Consider the following 17,222-nt stretch of genomic DNA (forward strand, 5'->3'; position numbering starts at 1 on the left):
CCATCGGCTCCGGGTTCAGCTGTCGGACCTGGTCCAGATCAGGTACTCCGCGTCGCGGGACGGTGTGCCGTTCCACGGGTGTTGCTGGAAATCCTCGTCGCGTACTTCGGTGCGGCCGGGGAGATGGGCACAGACACAGGCAATGGCCAATGACGCTGTGCGGGAACCGAGTTCGTCGGCTTTGAGGTCGTTGGCCAGAGCGGTGGCGACCGGGAGGAGGTCGTTCATCGAGGCGGTGTCCGGCAGACAGAGGTCGAGGTACAAGTCGACCAGGCCCGGATGCTCGGGCGACAAGGCAGATCTACCCGCGGCCACGCTGACACCCGGTGGGAGGCGGGTGCGCTGCATGAACTTCGAGAGGTCCAACCCAGCGATCGTTTGTGGGCCGGTCACGAATTTGCCCTGGCACGCGAGGACGGTTTGTGGCGGATCGGGCGGGGTGGTGTCGTCGGGCGTCTGGCAGGCGGCGATCAGCACCGCGGCCGGTATCGAGATCAAGGCTGTCGCACGTCTCATCGACTGTCACGCTAGCGCGTACACGAGTTCGACGGTGGCGGCCGCGACGCCGGCAACGGTGCAGATGTAGTCGGTTGCCTCCGTGGCGATGTCGGCGTGGCGTCGCGCTTGGGTGAGGCCTTCGATGTTGCCGTCGAGGCCGTCGAGTTGGGGGATTCGGATCATCCACCACTGGTCGTCTCGGAAGACTTCGAGGTGGTAGGCGGTCATGGGTGTCCTCTGTGTGTCGGTGGCGGTCGGTAGCGTCTCGGTAATGGCGCGACAGAAGGTTGATGCTGCTGAGGTGCGGGCGGCTGTGTTGGGGGTGGGGGAGTGGCTGCGGGATCCGGGGTTGCCGGTGCCGGGGCGGGGGGAGTTGGGGGCGGCGGTGAAGGGGACTGCGCGGGCGTTGGCGGGGAGTGCGCCGGGGCATTCGGTGGAGGTGCGGGTGCCGCCGTTCGTGGCGGTGCAATGTATCGAGGGGCCTCGGCATACTCGGGGGAATCCGCCGAATGTGGTGGAGACGGATGCTCGGACCTGGTTGTTGCTGGCTACCGGGCTGCTCGGGTTCGAGGAGGCGGTGCGGACGGGGGTGGTGAGTGCGTCGGGGACCAGGGCCGGGGAGATCGCGGGGTGGCTGCCGATCGTGCCGCTGCCCGCGGTCGGCTAGGCGTACGGCCGCGGTCGCCGGCGGCCGCGCCCATCAGGACGGGTCGGTTGCCTCGCGGGCGAGCAGGTTCTCGCGGTGCAGGCCCTTGACGTCGTAGAACCTGGTTACGGCGGCGCCGAGGACCACGGCGATGGCGATGCCGAGGAAGGCCATGAAGGTGCCGCGGCCGAGGCCTGCGTCGTAGTTGGAATCGAAGTAGAGGATCGAGCGGACGCCCAGGTACACCTGGTGCATCGGCTCGAACTCGGCCAGCCAGGTGAGGTATTTGGGAGTGGCCTCGATGGGGACCGTGCCGCCCGAGGACGGCAGGCCCAGGATGACGAACAGGACCATGTTGATCAGCAGGCCGGGGGTGCCGAAGACGGCGAGCATGGTCAGACCGGTCCAGCCGCAGGCGATCAGGCACAGCACCGAGAACAGGTAGAGGCCGAAGGGGTTGCTGACGGGCATGTTCAGTGCCTCGGCGACCAGGATGTACACCAGCGCGACAACGAGCGAAACCACCACCATCACAGCCCATTTGACCAGCAAGGTGCCGAAGCGGGAGATCTTCACCGGCTCGTGGTGCAGATAGAACGGCCCGTACTCGTTGGGCACGAAACCGAGATGCGCGTCGGTCATCGTGTGCACGACCATCGCGCCGATCATGCCGGCCAGCAGCAGCAACAGTGCGTAGAAGAAGGCCGTCAGGCCCTCGCCGGTGCCGTCGGGCAGCGGGCGGAACTCGGACTCGACGATGTCGATCGGGTGCTGCAGCGTCAGCATCGCCGCGCCGGAGACCTGCGGTGCCGGGGCGCCTTCGGGGGTGGCTGCCAGCGCCGCCTTCACCTGATCGGTGAGCTGGACGCCGACCTGCTTGTCGACCTCGGTGAGCGCCTGGTCGCCGATGCGCTTGGTGATCTGCGCGCCGAAGGCACCGAGGCGCGGATTGGTCTGCAAGGTGATCACCGGACGTTCCATCTCGCCCGCCACGATCGACCCGGTGCCGAGGATGCCGAGACGTTTGCTGAAATCGCCGGGGATGACGATCGCACCGTAGATCTCACCATTGCGCAGTTGCCGCTCGGATTCTGTGACCCCGATCACCCGCAGATCGACCTTGTCCTGCGGCACCCCGGCAACCAGGGCGTCGGTGACCTGCTTGCCGAAGTCGACCTTGGTGCCGGTGGCCGTCACATCGCCGACGTCGAGGTTGACCACCGCGATCGGGAAATCGTGCAGATTCCCCTCCGGATCGGCCACGTAATCGAGGTACATCACGCCGAGTAGGGCGGTGAGGATCGCGAGCACCACCGTCGGACGCGCGACCATGCGCAAGAACTCACCGCGCCGGAGCTCACGTGTGGCAGATCTCGCTCTCGGTCCCTTCGCGCGACGGGAATTCGCGGGCTCCGGTTCGGCGTTGGAACTGTCCGAACCGGTCCGACCGGCCTGTTCGCTGGCGCCCTCGTCCGTGGTCACAACCGGGACGGTAACAGCGATCAGCAATGAATCAGCGACAATTTGCAGGTGTTAACCGCCCGGATGCGAGCGGGCGTACTACCCGCTGCCGATGACCCGTAGACTGACTATTGCCCCCAGCCCGCCCGAACAGGGAGCAAACGGTGACCGACGCCGAACCCACGATCGTGCCAACGCCCATGACCCCCGACGAGATCGAACACGACCCTCGCGAGGAGTGTGGCGTCTTCGGCGTCTGGGCTCCCGACGAAGACGTGGCCAAGCTCACCTACTACGGCCTGTACGCCCTGCAGCATCGCGGGCAGGAAGCGGCTGGAATCGCCGTTTCCGACGGTTCGCAGATCCTGGTCTTCAAGGATCTCGGCCTGGTCTCCCAGGTCTTCGACGAGCAGACCCTCGCGGCCATGCCGGGGCATATCGCCATCGGCCACTGTCGCTACTCCACCACCGGTGGCGTCACCTGGGAGAACGCGCAGCCGATCTTCCGCACCACCTCCGTCGGTTCCGGCCTGGCGCTCGGCCACAACGGCAACCTGGTGAACACCGCCGAATTGGCCGGTCGCGCACGCGAACTCGGCCTGATCGGCACCGGTGTGATCGACGGCCGCCCGCAGATGACCGGCGCCACCTCCGACTCCGACATCGTCACCGCCCTGCTGGCGCACGCCTCGGCGGACTCCAGCATCGAGGCCGCCGCGATGGAGCTGCTGCCGCAGCTGCGTGGCGCGTTCTGCCTCACCTTCATGGACGAGCACACCCTCTACGCCGCGCGTGACCCGCACGGCGTGCGCCCGCTGGTGCTCGGCAGGCTCGACCGTGGCTGGGTCGTCGCGTCCGAGACCGCCGCGCTCGACATCGTCGGCGCCGCGTTCGTCCGCGAGATCGAGCCGGGCGAGCTGCTGGCCATCGACTCCGACGGTGTGCGCTCGATGCGCTTCGCCAATCCGGAACCCAAGGGTTGCGTCTTCGAGTACGTGTACCTGGCTCGTCCCGACACCACGATCGCCGGGCGCTCGGTGCACTCCACCCGCGTGGAGATCGGCCGCAAGCTGGCCAAGGAGTCGCCGGTCGAGGCCGATCTGGTGATCCCGGTGCCCGAGTCGGGCACCCCCGCCGCGGTCGGTTACGCCCAGGGCTCCGGCATTCCGTACGGCCAGGGCCTGATGAAGAACGCCTATGTGGGCCGTACCTTCATCCAGCCCAGCCAGACGATCCGCCAGCTCGGCATCCGGCTCAAGCTCAACCCGTTGAAGGAAGTGATCCGCGGCAAGCGGCTGATCGTCGTCGACGACTCCATCGTGCGCGGCAACACCCAGCGCGCGCTGATCCGCATGCTGCGCGAGGCCGGTGCGCTCGAGATCCACGTACGCATCGCGTCGCCGCCGGTGAAGTGGCCCTGCTTCTACGGCATCGACTTCGCCTCGCGCGCGGAGCTGATCGCCAACGGCGCGGGCGCCGACGACAGCTACGCCGACATGGTCGAGAATGTGCGTCGTTCGATCGGCGCCGACACCCTCGGCTATGTCTCCACCGAGGGCATGATCGCCGCCACCGAACAGCCGCGCTCGCGCCTGTGCACCGCCTGCTTCACCGGCGACTACCCGATCGAACTGCCGCCGGAGGCCGCGATCGGCAAGAACGTGCTCGAGGGGATGCTCTCGGGCAAGGCCGAGTCGAAGCTGCTCAGCGAGAACGTGAACGCGGACGCGCTCAGCCGCCCGTAAGGATCGTCAGCGCACGCCCGCAGAGGGGCCGGACAGGATAAACCTGGACGGCCCCTTTTGTGTTGTGTACGAGAGTAATTCCGGTAAGCAGTAATATCGTAAGATTAGTTCATAACATGAAGGCAATATTTCGGCTCATTTGAAACTGGCCGGTAATGGTTCACAGGTACGGTCCCCCGTTATATCGCTAGCTCAAACGCGCGGCCGCCGCTCTCGAGACCCGGGTTCGGGCGGCCGCGCAGCGTTCGAGAATGGGACCTGATGTTGAACAATCGTGCGAAACAAGTTGGCGCAGTAGGTGCTGCCGCTTTGGTCGTGGCCGCGCTGGCGGGCTGTGGCTCCGGCCGCACCGATGAGGCGGGCTCCGGTGCGGGCCTGGTCGTCGGCACCACCGACAAGATCTTCTCGCTCGACCCGGCCGCGGCATACGACAACGGGTCGCTGCTGGTGGAGAACCAGATCTATTCGTATCTGCTGAACTTCGCGCCGGGCGATACCACGCCAAAGCCCGATGCGGCGGAAAAGTGCGAATTCACCAGCCCCACTGTCTATACCTGCAAGATCAAACCCGGGCTCAAATTCGCCAACGGCAACCCGCTGACCGCCAAGAGCGTGAAGTTCTCCTTCGACCGGATGGTGAAGATCAACGATCCGCACGGTCCCGCCTCGCTGCTCGGCAACCTCGACAAGACCGATCTGGTCGACGATCTCACCGTCGCGTTCACGCTCAAGGTCGCCAACGATCAGACCTTCCCGACGATCCTGCCGACCCAGGCCGGTCCGATCGTCGACGAGAAGTCGCTGCCCGCAGACAAGGTCGCCACCGACGACGAGGTCGTCAAGGCCAAGGGCTACTCCGGTCCGTACACGATCTCGAGCTACGACAAGAACAAGCTCGTCGAGTACCAGGCCAACCCGGACTACAACGGCATTCTCGGTACGCCGAAGAACAGCACGGTGTCGACCAAGTACTACGCCACCTCCGACAACCTGAAGCTGGACCTGCAGAACGGCGCCATCGACGTCGGCTACCGCTCGTTCACCCCCACCGATATCGATTCCCTCCGGGCCGATTCCAAGGTGAAGGTCACCGATGGTCCCGGCGGCGAGCTGCGCTACGTGGTGTTCAACATGAACACCATGCCGGGCAACACCCCGGAGCAGAAGCTGGCCGTGCGTAAGGCATTCGCGTCCTCGATCGACCGTGAGGCGCTTGCCGCCGGTGTCTACAAGGGCACCTACCAGCCCGCCTACGGCTATGTGCCGCAGGGCATGGCCGGTTCGGCCGAGCCGCTCAAGGATCTCTACGGCGCCAAGCCCGACAAGGTCGCGGCCGCGAAGTTCCTCGCCGACGCGGGCGTCACCACCCCGGTGACACTGAACCTGCAATACAACCCCGACCACTACGGCTCCAGCTCCTCGGAGGAGTACGCGGCGGTCAAGTCGCAGCTCGAGGCCTCGGGTCTGTTCAAGGTGAACCTGCAGTCCACCGAGTGGGTGACCTACCAGAAGGAGCGCGCCTCCGACGGTTACCCGATGTACCAGTTCGGCTGGTTCCCGGACTTCCCGGACGCCGACAACTACCTGACGCCGTTCTTCGGCCCGAACAACTTCCTGCAGTCGCACTTCGAGAACCCCGGCATCAACGCGCAGCTGACCGCCGAGGCCACCGAATCCGATCCGGCGAAGCGGACCGAGCTGCTGAAGAAGGTCCAGACCGATCTGGCGCAGAACTTCCTGCCGACCCTGCCGCTGCTCTCGGGTAAGCAGGTCGCGGTGTCGACGCCGGGCGTCAACGGCGTTGATCAGACCCTCGACGGCTCCTTCAAGTTCCGGTTCACGGTCCTGAGCAAGTGAGTGACGTTCCCGTTGCGCCCGGATCACCGGTCCGGGCGCAACGTTTCGGGTGGATGCGCGGCGGGGGTTCCCGCCAGGTGGCTTTGCTGCGGTACCTGCTGATTCGGCTGTTGCTGATTCTGCCGACCGCGTGGTTGCTGGTGACAGTGGTGTTCTTCCTGATGCGGGTGATCGGTGACCCGATCAGCGCGGCCATGGGTGGCCGGCTGACCCAGGATCAGATCGAGGAACGCAAGGAAGCCGCGGGGCTCAATCGCCCTATCCTGACGCAGTATTGGGAGTACATCACTGGCTTTCTGCGCGGTGATTTCGGCCGGACGCAGGACAACCAGGCGATCAGCGATGTGGTGATCACCTACGGTGCCGCTACTTTCGAACTCGTCTTCTGGGGTCTGGTGGTCGCGTTCGCCGTTGGCATTCCGCTGGGCAGATACGCTGCGACACACCGGGATACGGCCTCGGATGCGTTCCTGCGGTTCTCCGCCGTGCTGGCGTACGCGGCGCCGGTGTTCTTCGTCGGCATGCTGTTCAAGCTGATCTTCTCGGTGTGGCTGGGCTGGTTCCCGGTCGGCGGGCGGGCCAGTACGGACGTGGAGCTCGCGCTGCAACATGTCTCGCCGAAGACGAACATCCTGATCATCGATTCGTTCCTGTACGGCGAACCGTCCTACATTCTCGACGTGCTCGAGCACGCGGTGCTGCCCGCACTGGCGCTCGGGTTGCTCACCGGCGGCATCTTCCTTCGGCTGGTGCGGGTGAACCTGATCCAAACGCTGAGAAGCGATTTCGTCGAGGCGGCACGCGCGCGCGGGCTGTCCTCACGGGTGGTCACCGGCAGGCACGCGGTGCGCAACGCGCTGATCCCGATCATCACGGTGATGGGCATGTGCATCGCGATGATGCTCGGCGGTGCGGTGCTCACCGAGACCACCTTCGAATGGAAAGGCCTCGGCTATCAGCTCGCCGAGTATCTGCGGGCGCGCGACTTCATCGCAGTGCAGGGCATCGTGGCGTTCATCGCGCTGGTCGTCGCGGTGATGAGCTTCGTCGTGGACGCCATCGTCGCGCTGATCGACCCGAGGGTGAGGTTCTAGATGACTACCGCTTCGGTGAAACGGCGGCGCCTGCCCGGCGCCGAGTTGTTGTCGAAAACCGTTGGTTTGCAGCGGGTTACGTTGATCACCGGACTCGTGTTGGTGGCGGGGTTCGTGCTGGTGGCGGTGTTCGCGCCGCTGCTGGCGCCGTACGGGTTGGCCCAGAACACCGCTGACGGTGTGGCTTTCGTGCCGCAGCAGGGGCCATCGGCCGAGCACTGGTTCGGTACCTCGGTGCGGAGCGAGGACGTGCTCTCGCGAGTGCTGTTCGGCGCGCGCACCGCGCTGCTGGTGATCGCGATCTCGGTGACGCTGTCGCTGCTGGTCGGGGTGCCGCTGGGCCTGCTGTCGGGGTATGTGGGGCGCTGGGTCGACAAGACCCTGGTGCTGATCATGGACGCCATCTACGCGTTCCCGTCGCTGCTGCTGGCCATCGTGGTGTCGATCGTCGTCGCCGGTGGTACGTCGAGCAGTCTCGGCGGCATGCTGTCGGCGGCCATCGCGATCACGGTTGTCTATGTGCCGCAGTACTTCCGGGTAGTGCGCAACGCGACGGTGGCGGTGAAGACCGAGCCGTACGTGGATGCGGCCCGGGTGACCGGCGCGTCGACGACGCGAATCATGTTCCGCCACATCCTGTCCAACGTCACCGGCTCGCTGCCGGTGATCGTCACGATCAATGCCGCCGACGCCATCCTCACCCTCGCCGCGCTGGGCTTCCTCGGGTTCGGCATCGAGCCGACCCAGGCCGCCGAGTGGGGCTACGACCTGAACAAGGCGCTCAACGATGTCTCCAACGGCATCTGGTGGACCTCGATCTTCCCCGGAACCGCGATCGTGCTGGTCGTGCTCGGGATGACGCTGGTCGGCGAGAGCCTCGACGAAACGCTGAATCCGCTGCTGCGCACCCGGCGTGCGGTCACCTCGGCAGACAAGGAAACCGTCGATGAGTGACAAGACTGCCGCACTGGCTGTTTCGGGCCTATCGGTCACCTTTTCGACTGACGCCGGACCCGTGAACGCGGTGCGCAATGTGTCTTACGAGGTGTTCCCGGGTGAGGTGCTCGCCATCGTCGGCGAGTCGGGGTCGGGCAAATCGGTGAGTTCGCGCACCGCGATCGGGCTGCTGCCGCATTCCGCTTCGGTGCGCGGGCTCGTCACCATCGGTGATCGGCCGGTCACCTCGATGACCGAACGTCAGCTCACCGCACTGCGCGGTGGCGAGGTGTCGATGGTATTCCAGGAGCCGGCACGTGCGCTGGACCCGCTGTTCACCGTCGGCTTCCAGATCAGTGAGGCGCTGCGCGCGCACAGCGGGATGGGCCGGAAAGCCGCCAAGGCCAAGGCGATCGAGCTGCTGCGCACGGTCGGTCTGCCCGATCCCGAGCATCGCGTCGACTACTACCCGCATCAGCTCTCCGGCGGGCAGAAGCAGCGCGTGATGATCGCGATCGCCATCTCGTGTGAGCCGAAGGTGATCATCGCCGACGAGCCGACCACCGCGCTCGATGTCACCGTGCAGGCCGAGATCCTGGAACTGCTGCGGGATCTGCGTGATCGGCTCGGCAGTGCGATCGTGCTGATCACCCACAACATGGGTGTGGTGGCGGACCTGGCCGACCGGGTGGTGGTGATGCGCGCGGGCGAGGTGGTCGAACAGGCGCCCGTGCACGAGCTGTTCGCCAGTCCGAAGGCCGACTACACCAGGGCGCTGCTCGATGCCGTGCCACATCTCGGCGCGGCGACCACCGAACGGCCTGCGATCGACCGGACCGTCGAGCCGGTGCTCGATGTGCAGGATCTGGTCGTCACCTTCCCCGGGCCGTTCGGGCGGCCCGCTTTCCGTGCGGTCGACGGCGTCAGCTTGCAGATCCGGCCGGGGGAGACCCTGGGTCTGGTCGGCGAGTCGGGGTCGGGCAAGTCGACCATCGGGCGCTGTGTGGCCGCGCTGCAACGGCCCTCCGAGGGGCACGTGCTGATTCGCGGGCAGGACATCGCGGATCTGTCCCAGCGCAAGCTGCGGCCGATCCGGCGGCGGTTCGGGTTCGTGTTCCAGGACCCGGCGGGATCGTTGAACCCACGCCTGACGGTCGGCGAGTGCGTGGCCGAACCCCTGGTCGTGCACGGCATCGGCGACAAGGCGAGCATCCGCGAGCGGGTCAGGCACATGCTCGACGACGTGCAGCTGCCCGCGGGCACCGAGAATCGGTATCCGCACGAACTGTCCGGCGGGCAGCGTCAGCGGGCCAGTCTGGCGCGAGCACTCGTGCTCGACCCGGATCTGCTCGTGGCCGATGAGCCGACCAGCGCGCTCGATGTCTCGGTGCAGGCGGCGGTACTCGAACTGTTCGCCGAACTGCAGCGCGGGTGCGGGTGGGCCTGTCTGTTCATCAGCCACGACCTCGCCGTCGTCGACCAGCTCGCCGACCGGATCATGGTGCTACGCGAGGGAACCTGTGTCGAGGAAGGCGACAACGAGCAGATCCTGCGCAACCCACAGCACGAGTACACCCGCCGCCTCGTCGCCGCCGTTCCGGTCCCCGACCCGGTCGAACAGCGCCGCCGTCGCGCCGAGATCGCCGCCACATTCGCCACCGAAACGGAACAATGAGTTAGGAGCCGCACGACAGCTGAACTGGCGGATCGCTTAGAGTTACTAGGCATCTATCCGCCGATTCGGTTTGGAGCTTTCCCCCACAATGACTGAACAGACACCCAGCGGTGCAGGCGCTTCCTACGCTGCGGCGGGCGTGAGCATCGAAGCCGGTGACCGCGCCGTCGAATTGTTCGGACCATTGGCCAGGAAGGCCAGCCGACCCGAGGTGCAGGGTGGCATCGGCGGCTTCGCCGGGCTGTTCGCGCTCAAGGGCGGATACAAGGAACCGCTGCTCGCCGCCTCCACCGACGGCGTCGGCACCAAGATCGCCGTCGCCCAGGCACTCGACAAGCACGACACCGTCGGGCTCGACCTGGTCGCCATGGTCGTCGACGACCTGGTGGTGTGTGGCGCCGAGCCGCTGTTCCTGCAGGACTACATCGCCATCGGCAAGGTCATCCCGGAGAAGGTCGCCGAGCTGGTCTCCGGCATCGCCGAGGGCTGCATCAAGGCCGGTTGCGCACTGCTCGGTGGCGAGACCGCCGAGCACCCGGGCCTGATGGATCCCGATGACTACGACCTGTCCGCCACCGGCGTCGGCGTCGTCGAGGCCGACGCGGTGCTCGGCCCCGACCGGGTGCGTCCCGGCGATGTCGTCATCGCCATGGGCTCGTCGGGCCTGCACTCCAACGGCTACAGCCTGGCCCGCAAGGTGTTGCTCGACATCGACCGGATGTCGCTCACCGGCTACGTCGAGGAGTTCGGCCGCACCCTCGGTGAGGAACTGCTCGAGCCGACCCGGATCTACGCCAAGGACTGCCTCGCGCTGATCGCCGAAACCGATGTGCGCACCTTCTCGCACGTCACCGGTGGTGGCCTGGCCGCCAACCTGGCGCGCGTGCTGCCCGCGGGTCTGGTGGCAGAGCTGGATCGTGGCACCTGGAACCCGGCGCCGGTGTTCAAGATGATCGCCCAGCGCGGCCGCGTCGAGCGGATCGAGATGGAGAAGACGTTCAACATGGGCGTCGGCATGGTCGCGATCGTGGCGCCCGAGGATGCTGATCGTGCGCTGGCGGTGCTCACCGCCCGCCACATCGACTGCTGGACGCTGGGTCAGGTCAAGAAGGCGGCCGACGTCGAAGCGCCGCGTGCGGTGCTGCTGGGTGACCACCCCAGGTTCTGATTCTGCGCAGTCACTGAGCCGGGTCGCGGATGTTCGCGATCCGGCTCAGGTGCGTTCGGGGGTTTGCTGGAGCCACGAGTGGTTAATCCAGTACTCGGAGGGTAGGTGCCCGTCGGCTCGCGGTGGTCGGGGCCTCGAGGCGGCGAACACGACGAGCGTCCTGTGTGTGCACAGGACGCTCGTCGTGTATTCAGATATTCGCTACTACTACTGCGAGCCTGTCGTCGCTCACCTGAGAACGGCTGGAAGGGGGACGCCTGGTGGCCTCCCCCTTTGTCGCTGTTCGGTCAGCGGCGCCAGCTGTCGTAGCCGTCGTCCTCGTCGTTCCAACGAGACGGCGACTCATCCGCATCGTGCTCATCGGACAGCACTGCACTACTCCTTGGTTGGGAGTAGGGCGGAGCATCGCTATCCGACAGCTCGCGCTGAAGGCTCGCGAAGTCGGTCGGCGCGGAGCTGTACTTGAGCTCACGTGCGACTTTGGTCTGCTTTGCCTTAGCCCGGCCACGGCCCATGGCTGACCCCCTCGCGTCACTGCGGGGCGGCCTGGGGTTTGTTGGCGGCCCCGTTCGAATTAATACTCTTCCTGACAGACACTTTAGCGTGTGTCAGAGCGTCGCGCTCCCAGGAGTGGGTGAAGACCTGTCGAAGCGCCCCGGTTTGCCCCGTCTTCGCCCAGACCGGCCGGTCTCAGAAGACTCCCGGAATCGCGCGGATGACCCCGACTCTGGCATCGCCGCCGAGCACCGCGGTGGCCGCGAGCCGGGTGTGCTCATCGGTCCACTCGACGCCGAGTTCGCGCAGAATCGCCAGCGTCAGCGGCATCCGGGCCCGATCGTGACCGTCTTCGATCTTGTACGCGAAGGCCCTTCCGTCGGGGAGCGCACCCGCGTGCACGCCGTCGGCGCCGATCTTGCAGAACAGTCCAGGGGTCGCCGACATGGCTAGCAGATCCGGGCCGCTCGTGCCGGAAATCACTCGTGGATTCGCCCGAACGGCGTCGGCGATCCGGCGCGGCGCGGTGCCGGACTCGGCCGTGGTGAAGCCGGCGAAGGCGCGCGCGAGGTTGATCAGCGACACGGGCACGATCGGCAGGCCGCAGCCGTCGATGCCCAGATCGGTCTCCGGTTCGCCGGTGACGTCGGCGATGGTGGCCAGGACCGCTTGCTGCAGGGGGTGCTCGATCTCGAGGTATCCGGTGCGCGGCCAGTCGTTGATCGCGCACGTCGCCAGCATCGCGGCGTGTTTGCCGGAGCAGTTCATGTACAGCGGGCTCCGGCCGTCACCGGTGATCGCGGCGGCGCGGGCGTTTTCCTCGAAGGGGAGGTCGGGGGGACAGGCGAGGTCGTCGGCGGCGAAACCGTATCGATCGAGCAGGCGGCGGACCAGGGCGATGTGGTCGGGTTCGCCGAAGTGGGAGGCGGTGGCGATGGCGAGTTCGTTGTCGTCGACGGGGTCGAAACCGTTGCGCAGCAAGGCCAGCGCCTGCATCGGCTTGTTGGTGGAGCGGGGGAAGATCGGGCCGTGGGTCTCGCCGAGTTCGAGGGTGGGGGTGCCGAAGGCGTCGAGGATGACCACCGAACCGCGGTGCACGCACTCACGGAAGCCGGAACGGACGACTTCGACCAGTTCGACGCTCATACGCTGACCTCCGTGGTGAGGCGAGCCGCCGCGATCGCGCGCGGACCGCTCGGTGCGTGCCCTGCGTAGTGCGTCCGCGCGCGGTGACCACTCATGCCCGGGCCCCGAGGGAGACGCCGGTGCGGGTTCTGGTGTGGCGGTCGATCTGCATGTGGACATCGGCGGAGATCGTCGGTTCCTCCGCGCGCAGACGTTCGAGACGGGCGGGGTCGGCGCCGGTGAACAGATCGCGCACGGTGATGCCGTGTGCGGGAACGTGGACGACCCGCACTTCGTCGCCCGCGCCGATCGTGCCCTCGGTGCGCACGCGGAAGTAGGCGCCGGTGTCGGACTGCAGGGCGAAGCGTTTCACCCAGCGCGGTTCGCCGGACCACTGCTGAAAGGTCGCGCACGGGACGCGAGGTGCGCTCACTTCGAGAAGGGTGTCGCCGATCGCCCAGTGCGCGCCGATCACCGCGTCGCTGACCGGGAGGCCGGTCAGGCGCAGGTTCTCACCGAACCAGCCCGCGGGGAGGTCGCGGCCGAGCTCGGCGGCCCAGCGGTGGGCGTCTTGCTCGGCGTAGGCGTAGACGGCCTGATCGATGCCGCCGTGGTGCTCGGTATCGCAGACGTGGTCACCGGCCAGGCCGAGTGCGGCGACGGCGACGCGACCGTCGACCGGACGCTTGTCGATGGCCGTGCGGCCGACGCGCGTACGCACCTCGATCTCGGCGTGGACGACGCACACCGCCTCGACGCGGCCGGTATCGCCGACGCGCGTGATCGGGTGGTTCATCGCCCGCGCAACCGGTTGACGGCGGCGCGGCCCGCCTGCTCGGTGTTGTCGGCCGGAATCGAATCCGGGTCGATGGCGGCGGCCATGCTGCCGACCACCAGCTCGGTGCCCGCCGGAACAGAGCGCTTGACCAGGGCCAGGGCGATCGGGCCGAGTTCGTAGTGGTCGATGACGGTGCCGAGGCGGCCGACGGTGCGGCCGCCCGCGGTCACGTCGTCGCCGGTGGTGGGGCGCTCGTCGGCCGAGCCGTCCAGGTGCAGCAGCACGAGATTGCGCGGCGGCTTGCCGAGATTGTGGACCCGGGCGACGGTTTCCTGCCCGCGGTAGCAGCCCTTGTCGAGGTGGACGGCTCCCCGCTCGTCGATGCCGCCGATCCAGCGGGCCTCGTGCGGGATGGTGCGTTCGTCGGTGTCGACACCGATGCGGGGCCGCAGCGCGGCCACGCGCAGTGCCTCGTAGGCCCACATGCCCGCGGGCGCGGCCCCGGCCGCTGTGAGCTCGGTCCACCAGGCCGAGAGCTCGGTGCGGGGCACCACGAGGTCGAAGGAGTCCGGCATCCGCCGCAGGAAGCCACCACCGGGCAGCGCGGCGGCGATGTAGGTCTCTGGCAGTTGTGCGATGCCGAGCGTGTCGAGCAGCGTGCCCACTTGCGGGCCCAGCAGGCTCAGCACGGCGTGATCGGGCGCGTCCTCGGGCTTGGCATCGGCCCAGAACACCATCTTCTTCAGGAACGCCAGCAGCTCGGCACCGCGGTCGGCCTCGGTATCGAGCCACAGGGTGCCGTCGAGGTCGGTGAGGACGAAGTGATTCAGGACGCGACCGTTGAGATCGAGGTCGAGCGTCTCGGCGCTGTGCGCGTCGGCCAGCGACGCGATGTGCTGACTGGTGATGGTGTGCAGCCAGCTCAGACGCTCGGCACCGGTGATTGTCGCGACGTGGCGATGGGAGCGATCCACGACCGCGACCCGCTCCGCGGCGGCCTTCTGCTCACCGAACGGATCACCGTAATGCCAGGCGACCGCGGCGTCCGGAGTGTCGGGAGCACCCGCGACGGCACCCGGCGTATGGAGAACAGGACTGGGGACGACGACCTGTGACACGACACCCACTGTAGGCGCGTCTGCCGATACGCGCCGCACGCGGGCTTGCCGGCGACGCGCGTCGCAACCCTTGATTCGATCCAGCCATAGGCGTAACGGACCGATAACGCCTACGCTCGGCGCATGGGAGAACGGGTTCTTGTGACACTCGACGGGACGGTCGCTGACGCGAACGTGCCGTCGCTTTATGCCGACGACATCGGCGCACTTCGCGGCGATGGCGTATTCGAAACGATTTTGGTGCGCGGCGGCACGGCCACCGCGCTGGAATTCCACCTGGCGCGGCTGCGTCGTTCGGCGCAGGCGCTGGAACTTCCGGAGCCGGGGCTGTCGAGGTGGCGCACCGCGGTGGAACTGGCCGTGAAGGAATGGGGATCGGAAGAGGAAGGAATGTTGCGGCTGATCTACACGCGCGGCCGCGACTCGGAATTCGACGCGCCGCGCTCGGAGCTGGCACCGGAGGATCCGCAACCCACCGCGTATGTGCTCGTCTCCCCGGTACCCGCGCGGGTCGCGACGGCGCGTGCCGAGGGCGTGAAGGTGATGTCGCTGGCGCGCGGCATCTCCGTCGACCTCGCGCAGGCGGCGCCGTGGCAGCTGCTCGGCGCGAAGACGCTGTCGTACGCGACCAACATGGCCGCGCTGCGGTTCGCCCGGCGGATGGGCGCCGAGGACGTGATCTTCCACAGCACCGAACACAAGGTTCTGGAGGGTCCGCGCTCGTCGGTGGTGATCGCGCGGGGCAAGGAGCTGATCACCGTGCCCGCCAAGAGCGGTGTGCTGCCCGGTGTCACGCAGCGTGCGCTGTTCAACGTGGCCGAGAAGTCGGGGTGGGCGTGCAAGTACCAGACACTGTTCACCGCGGACCTTTTCGACTGTGACAGCATCTGGCTGCTGTCGAGCATCACCCTCGCCGCGCGAGTGAACCAGCTCGACGGCATCCGTTTGTCGGCGCCCGACAATGCCCAGGAGATCATCGACATGGTCGACCTCGGCATCGAACGGCCGGGGACCATCGGAGACTGGTGATCCGCGTGTGGGGCACGGGTGGGCGTGCCCCTGCGGGAAGGACTTCCGCGCGCCGTGGCGGTTGTCACGCTCTAGCTGGGTGATTCCGGGCGTACGATCTACTACAAGTCGTCGTAGTAGATCGGTGGAGGTCGGATGGACACCCTTGATGTCTCCCGGTGGCAGTTCGGGATCACGACCGTCTACCACTTTCTGTTCGTTCCGCTGACCATCGGACTTGCGCCGCTGATCGCGGTGATGCAGACCGCCTGGGTGGTCACGGGTAACGAGCGCTGGTATCGGCTCACCAAATTCTTCGGCAAGCTGTTCCTGATCAACTTCGCCCTCGGCGTGGCGACGGGCATCGTGCAGGAATTCCAGTTCGGGATGAACTGGAGTGAGTACTCGCGCTTCATCGGCGACGTCTTCGGTGCGCCACTGGCTTTGGAAGCGCTGATCGCCTTCTTCATGGAGTCGACGTTCATCGGATTGTGGATATTCGGGTGGACCCGGTTGCCCCGGCTGGTGCATTTGGCGACGATCTGGATCGTTGCCATCGGGGTGAATGCTTCGGCGTATTTCATCGTGGCTGCCAATTCGTTCATGCAGCATCCGGTGGGTGCTCGGTACAACCCCGAGACCGGACGTGCTGAGCTGGAGAGCATTTCGGCGCTGCTGACCAACAACACGACGCTGGCCGCGTTCCCCCACGTCGTCGCCGGTGCGTTTCTCACGGCGGGTACCTTCGTCGCGGGCATCGCCGGTTGGTGGATGGTGCGTAACGCGCGCAGCGGTGATTCGGCGAAACTCGAAGAGGCGCGAACAATGTGGCGGCCCGCGGGACGCTTCGCGCTCGTGGTGGTCGCGCTCTCGGGTGGCGCCTTGATTTTCACCGGCGATATCCAGGGCAAGCTGATGTTCGAACAGCAGCCGATGAAGATGGCTTCGGCGGAATCGTTGTGCCACACCGAAACTGATCCAGACTTCTCCATTCTCACCGTGGGTACGCACAACAACTGCGATGGCGTGATCCACGTGCTCGAAGTGCCGTATGTGCTGCCCTATCTCGCGGAGGGCGAGTTCAGCGGGGTGACGCTCGACGGTGTCGTCGATCTGCAGAAGACCTACAACGTCGCCTACGGTCCTGGCGATTACCGCCCGAATCTGTTCGTCACCTACTGGTCCTTCCGTGCCATGATCGGGTTGGCTGGCGGGTCGGTGCTGCTGTTGCTGGCCGGGTTCTGGGTGACGCGCGGTGGCCGGGTGCCGAATCAGCGGTGGTTCGCCTGGCTGAGTCTGCTCGCGATTCCCACGCCGTTCCTGGCCAATGCCGCGGGGTGGGTGTTCACCGAGATGGGACGTCAGCCGTGGGCGGTGGTGCCCAATCCGACCGGTGATCCGAATATTCGAATGACGGTGCAGCAGGCGGTGTCCGAACACTCCGCCGGGACCGTGATGTTCTCGCTGGCGGTGTTCACGCTGCTCTACGGCGCGCTCGCGGTGGTGTGGTTCTACCTGATGCGACGGTATGTCGTCGCGGGGCCCGACACCCAGGTGCACGCCGTGAGTTCGGACGGCCCTGACACTCCCCAACTTTCCTTCGCGTACTAGGAGCCGA

General features: G+C 66.6%; 16 protein-coding genes. 9 read left to right on the forward strand and 7 right to left on the reverse strand.

From position 1 onward, the window contains the following. Positions 1–15 precede the first annotated feature (15 nt). Positions 16–516 (reverse strand): hypothetical protein, encoded by a 501-nt coding sequence (locus ACQHI0_RS31220; protein WP_427905313.1) that lies wholly within the window; start codon positions 514–516, stop codon positions 16–18. A gap of 6 nt (positions 517–522) precedes the next feature. Next, entirely contained in the window at positions 523–726 is a 204-nt protein-coding gene (locus tag ACQHI0_RS31225; RefSeq protein WP_427905314.1) for a hypothetical protein, read from the reverse strand. 43 nt (positions 727–769) lie between these two features. On the opposite strand from ACQHI0_RS31225, the gene ACQHI0_RS31230 reads away from it, so the two are divergent. Then, positions 770–1,165, forward strand: coding sequence for a sterol carrier family protein (locus tag ACQHI0_RS31230; protein WP_427905315.1), 396 nt, complete (start codon positions 770–772; stop codon positions 1,163–1,165). Between the two features lie 33 nt (positions 1,166–1,198). Here the strand turns inward: ACQHI0_RS31230 and ACQHI0_RS31235 are convergent, their stop codons facing one another. Then, the gene (locus ACQHI0_RS31235; RefSeq protein WP_427905316.1) at positions 1,199–2,626 is read right to left on the reverse strand and encodes a YhgE/Pip domain-containing protein; all 1,428 of its coding nucleotides are present in this window, start codon (positions 2,624–2,626) and stop codon (positions 1,199–1,201) included. A gap of 179 nt (positions 2,627–2,805) precedes the next feature. Here ACQHI0_RS31235 and purF point away from each other — a divergent pair, with 179 nt between their 5' ends. The 6 genes from purF to purM all read left to right on the forward strand — a co-directional run bounded on the left by purF (position 2,806) and on the right by purM (position 11,080). Further along, complete coding sequence (gene purF, locus ACQHI0_RS31240) at positions 2,806–4,350, forward strand: amidophosphoribosyltransferase (RefSeq protein WP_427909362.1); 1,545 nt, start codon at positions 2,806–2,808, stop codon at positions 4,348–4,350. A 261-nt stretch (positions 4,351–4,611) separates the two neighbouring features. Beyond that, complete coding sequence (locus ACQHI0_RS31245; RefSeq protein ID WP_427905317.1) at positions 4,612–6,207, forward strand: ABC transporter substrate-binding protein; 1,596 nt, start codon at positions 4,612–4,614, stop codon at positions 6,205–6,207. Positions 6,208–6,260: 53 nt separating this feature from the next. Further along, positions 6,261–7,301 (forward strand): ABC transporter permease, encoded by a 1,041-nt coding sequence (locus ACQHI0_RS31250; RefSeq protein ID WP_427909363.1) that lies wholly within the window; start codon positions 6,261–6,263, stop codon positions 7,299–7,301. After that, positions 7,302–8,255 carry an ABC transporter permease gene (locus tag ACQHI0_RS31255; protein WP_266297221.1) on the forward strand — a complete coding sequence of 318 codons (954 nt, stop codon included), beginning with the start codon at positions 7,302–7,304 and terminating at the stop codon, positions 8,253–8,255. Continuing rightward, positions 8,248–9,912 (forward strand): ABC transporter ATP-binding protein, encoded by a 1,665-nt coding sequence (locus ACQHI0_RS31260; protein WP_427905318.1) that lies wholly within the window; start codon positions 8,248–8,250, stop codon positions 9,910–9,912. Before ACQHI0_RS31255 ends, ACQHI0_RS31260 begins: the two co-directional genes overlap by 8 nt. Positions 9,913–10,000: 88 nt before the next feature. Beyond that, positions 10,001–11,080, forward strand: coding sequence for a phosphoribosylformylglycinamidine cyclo-ligase (gene purM / locus ACQHI0_RS31265; RefSeq protein ID WP_427905319.1), 1,080 nt, complete (start codon positions 10,001–10,003; stop codon positions 11,078–11,080). Positions 11,081–11,367: 287 nt separating this feature from the next. Here purM and ACQHI0_RS31270 read toward each other — a convergent pair whose 3' ends face one another. From ACQHI0_RS31270 to ACQHI0_RS31285, 4 genes are all read right to left on the reverse strand, one after another. After that, positions 11,368–11,595: a DUF3073 domain-containing protein gene (locus tag ACQHI0_RS31270; protein ID WP_301904780.1), complete on the reverse strand. Its 228-nt coding sequence runs from the start codon at positions 11,593–11,595 to the stop codon at positions 11,368–11,370. A 175-nt stretch (positions 11,596–11,770) separates the two neighbouring features. Further along, complete coding sequence (locus ACQHI0_RS31275) at positions 11,771–12,721, reverse strand: asparaginase (RefSeq protein ID WP_427905320.1); 951 nt, start codon at positions 12,719–12,721, stop codon at positions 11,771–11,773. A gap of 91 nt (positions 12,722–12,812) precedes the next feature. Continuing rightward, positions 12,813–13,496 (reverse strand): MOSC domain-containing protein, encoded by a 684-nt coding sequence (locus tag ACQHI0_RS31280; RefSeq protein WP_427905321.1) that lies wholly within the window; start codon positions 13,494–13,496, stop codon positions 12,813–12,815. Continuing rightward, entirely contained in the window at positions 13,493–14,596 is a 1,104-nt protein-coding gene (locus ACQHI0_RS31285) for a YgfZ/GcvT domain-containing protein (protein WP_427905322.1), read from the reverse strand. The genes ACQHI0_RS31280 and ACQHI0_RS31285 overlap by 4 nt, the downstream gene beginning before the upstream one ends. Before the next feature lie 123 nt (positions 14,597–14,719). On the opposite strand from ACQHI0_RS31285, the gene ACQHI0_RS31290 reads away from it, so the two are divergent. After that, complete coding sequence (locus ACQHI0_RS31290) at positions 14,720–15,625, forward strand: aminodeoxychorismate lyase (protein ID WP_427905323.1); 906 nt, start codon at positions 14,720–14,722, stop codon at positions 15,623–15,625. Between the two features lie 135 nt (positions 15,626–15,760). Then, complete coding sequence (locus tag ACQHI0_RS31295; protein WP_427905324.1) at positions 15,761–17,215, forward strand: cytochrome ubiquinol oxidase subunit I; 1,455 nt, start codon at positions 15,761–15,763, stop codon at positions 17,213–17,215. Positions 17,216–17,222: the final 7 nt, after the last annotated feature.

It is taken from the genome of Nocardia sp. FBN12 (assembly GCF_050320175.1).
Taxonomy (GTDB): Bacteria; Actinomycetota; Actinomycetes; order Mycobacteriales; family Mycobacteriaceae; genus Nocardia.

Coding starts and splice junctions, on each gene's coding strand:
- ACQHI0_RS31220 (WP_427905313.1), bottom strand. CDS start 516: ATGAGACGTGCGACAGCCTTGATCTCGATACCGGCCGCGGTGCTGATC.
- ACQHI0_RS31225 (WP_427905314.1), bottom strand. CDS start 726: ATGACCGCCTACCACCTCGAAGTCTTCCGAGACGACCAGTGGTGGATG.
- ACQHI0_RS31230 (WP_427905315.1), top strand. CDS start 770: ATGGCGCGACAGAAGGTTGATGCTGCTGAGGTGCGGGCGGCTGTGTTG.
- purF (WP_427909362.1), top strand. CDS start 2,806: ATGACCCCCGACGAGATCGAACACGACCCTCGCGAGGAGTGTGGCGTC.
- ACQHI0_RS31245 (WP_427905317.1), top strand. CDS start 4,612: ATGTTGAACAATCGTGCGAAACAAGTTGGCGCAGTAGGTGCTGCCGCT.
- ACQHI0_RS31250 (WP_427909363.1), top strand. CDS start 6,261: ATGCGCGGCGGGGGTTCCCGCCAGGTGGCTTTGCTGCGGTACCTGCTG.
- ACQHI0_RS31255 (WP_266297221.1), top strand. CDS start 7,302: ATGACTACCGCTTCGGTGAAACGGCGGCGCCTGCCCGGCGCCGAGTTG.
- ACQHI0_RS31260 (WP_427905318.1), top strand. CDS start 8,248: ATGAGTGACAAGACTGCCGCACTGGCTGTTTCGGGCCTATCGGTCACC.
- purM (WP_427905319.1), top strand. CDS start 10,001: ATGACTGAACAGACACCCAGCGGTGCAGGCGCTTCCTACGCTGCGGCG.
- ACQHI0_RS31270 (WP_301904780.1), bottom strand. CDS start 11,595: ATGGGCCGTGGCCGGGCTAAGGCAAAGCAGACCAAAGTCGCACGTGAG.
- ACQHI0_RS31275 (WP_427905320.1), bottom strand. CDS start 12,721: ATGAGCGTCGAACTGGTCGAAGTCGTCCGTTCCGGCTTCCGTGAGTGC.
- ACQHI0_RS31280 (WP_427905321.1), bottom strand. CDS start 13,496: ATGAACCACCCGATCACGCGCGTCGGCGATACCGGCCGCGTCGAGGCG.
- ACQHI0_RS31290 (WP_427905323.1), top strand. CDS start 14,720: ATGGGAGAACGGGTTCTTGTGACACTCGACGGGACGGTCGCTGACGCG.
- ACQHI0_RS31295 (WP_427905324.1), top strand. CDS start 15,761: ATGGACACCCTTGATGTCTCCCGGTGGCAGTTCGGGATCACGACCGTC.